Below are 645 nucleotides of genomic sequence, written 5' to 3'. Positions count from 1 at the left end.
TTCCGACAGGACTTCCATCAAGTCGCGCCATTCTTGTTTTGGCTCTGGTGGTGGCAGTAGATTTGCTTCCAAAATGGCGCTTGCATACAAGTTGAAGCTGTTTACCGCAACATCTGGTAGACCCAGTTTAAAGCGGATCATTTCGCCTTGTTCTGTTACGCGTAACCCGCCTTTCAAGCTCTTTGGTGGTTGAGACAGCAGAGCCGCGTGTGCAGGTGCGCCGCCGCGACCAACGGTGCCGCCACGACCATGGAACAGAGTCAGCTCAACACCTTCGTCTTCTGCCACTTTAACTAGAGATTCCATAGCATGGTACTGAGCCCAGCCTGCCGACATGACACCCGCATCTTTTGCTGAATCAGAGTAGCCGATCATGACCATTTGGTGGTTTTGAATAAAGCCACGGTAAAGGTCGATGCTCATTAGCTGCTTAATGACCGACTCTGCGTTGTTCAAGTCGTCTAGAGTTTCGAACAGAGGACAAACATCCATACGGTAAGGGCAGCCCGCTTCTTGCCGCAATAGGTGCACAGCGAGTACGTCCGAGGCGGTACGAGCCATTGAGATGACGTAAGCACCGAACGCCTCGCGCGGTTGCAGAGCGATGATCTTACAGGTGTCTAAAACCTCTTTGACAGGCTTTGA

General features: G+C 51.9%; 1 protein-coding gene. It reads right to left on the bottom strand.

Going from position 1 to position 645, the window contains the following annotated elements:
- Positions 1-645, bottom strand: a 645-nt coding sequence (locus tag R7E38_RS23035; RefSeq protein WP_318082161.1) for a phosphoenolpyruvate carboxylase, incomplete at both ends; no start/stop codon positions are given.

This window comes from Vibrio sp. Vb2131 (assembly GCF_033338535.1).
Taxonomy (GTDB): Bacteria; Pseudomonadota; Gammaproteobacteria; order Enterobacterales; family Vibrionaceae; genus Vibrio; species Vibrio alginolyticus.
Note: the sequence above shows the minus strand (reverse complement) of the source record. Positions and strands in the feature narration are given on the sequence as shown.